Origin of the sequence: Enterobacter sp. C6 (assembly GCF_008122455.1) — a bacterium.
In the GTDB taxonomy this organism is placed as follows: domain Bacteria; phylum Pseudomonadota; class Gammaproteobacteria; order Enterobacterales; family Enterobacteriaceae; genus Enterobacter; species Enterobacter pseudoroggenkampii.
Genome location: NZ_QPFW01000033.1, coordinates 1 through 1,032 on the forward strand (window position 1 = coordinate 1; position 1,032 = coordinate 1,032).

Annotated in this window: 1 protein-coding gene and 1 pseudogene; both read right to left on the reverse strand. The window is 56.6% G+C overall.

Annotated elements, in window-relative coordinates; all coding sequences use genetic code 11:
* Positions 1-899: pseudogene (gene silA / locus DOU50_RS00195) on the reverse strand (Cu(+)/Ag(+) efflux RND transporter permease subunit SilA); the annotation flags it as partial.
* 10 nt (positions 900-909) lie between these two features.
* Positions 910-1,032: hypothetical protein (locus DOU50_RS23745; RefSeq protein ID WP_228117484.1), on the reverse strand; the 123-nt coding region annotated here is incomplete at its 5' end.

Genomic DNA, 1,032 nt, shown 5'->3' on the forward strand with positions numbered 1-1,032 from the left:
ACCTCGCGCGCGTTTTTACCCGAACGCAGGATCACCACGCCGCCCGCCACTTCACCCTGCCCGTTAAGCTCGGCAATACCGCGCCGCATTTCCGGCCCCGTTTGTACGCGGGCAACATCACGAAGGTAAATCGGTACCCCGTTCTCGCCGGTTTTCAGAACGATGTTATTGAAATCGTCCATCGTCTGCAGATAGCCGCTGGCCCGGACCATATACTCCGCTTCCGCCATTTCAACTGACGATCCCCCTGCCTCCTGGTTAGACGACTCAAGGGCCTGCTTAACCTCCGGCAGACTAATGTCGTACTGAGCCAGTTTTAACGGATTGACCTGGATCTGATACTGCTTCACCACGCCGCCGACGGAGGCCACTTCAGCCACATTCGGGATCGTTTTCAGTTCAAATTTCAGGAACCAGTCCTGCAACGAGCGTAACTCGGCGAGATCGTGTTTTCCGCTGCGATCCACCAGCGCATACTCAAATATCCAGCCCACGCCGGTGGCATCAGGACCGATCTCTGAGCTCACACCGGCAGGCAGTTTGCCCTGAACCTGGTTCAGATACTCCAGCACGCGCGAACGGGCCCAGTACAAATCGGTGCCATCTTCAAAAATGACATAGACATACGAATCACCAAACTGCGAAAAACCGCGCACGGTCTTAGCGCCGGGAACCGACAGCATGGTGGTGGTGAGTGGATAGGTCACCTGGTTTTCAACAATCTGCGGAGCCTGGCCGGGATAGCTGGTTTTGATAATCACCTGAACGTCAGACAGATCGGGCAAGGCATCGACCGGGGTGTTGATGATGGTCCATGCCCCCCAGACGCTGAGGAAGAGCGCCCCCATCATGACCAGGAAACGGTTGGCGACTGACCGCCGGATAATCCATTCAATCATCATCGTCTCCTTAATGGCCAGAATGCGCGCCGTCAGCCGTTTCAGCGTGACGCATGCGCTCCAGCGCGCCGGTAATATTGGCCTCCGAGTCAATCAGGAACAGACCGCTGACCACTACCGACTCTCCCTCTTC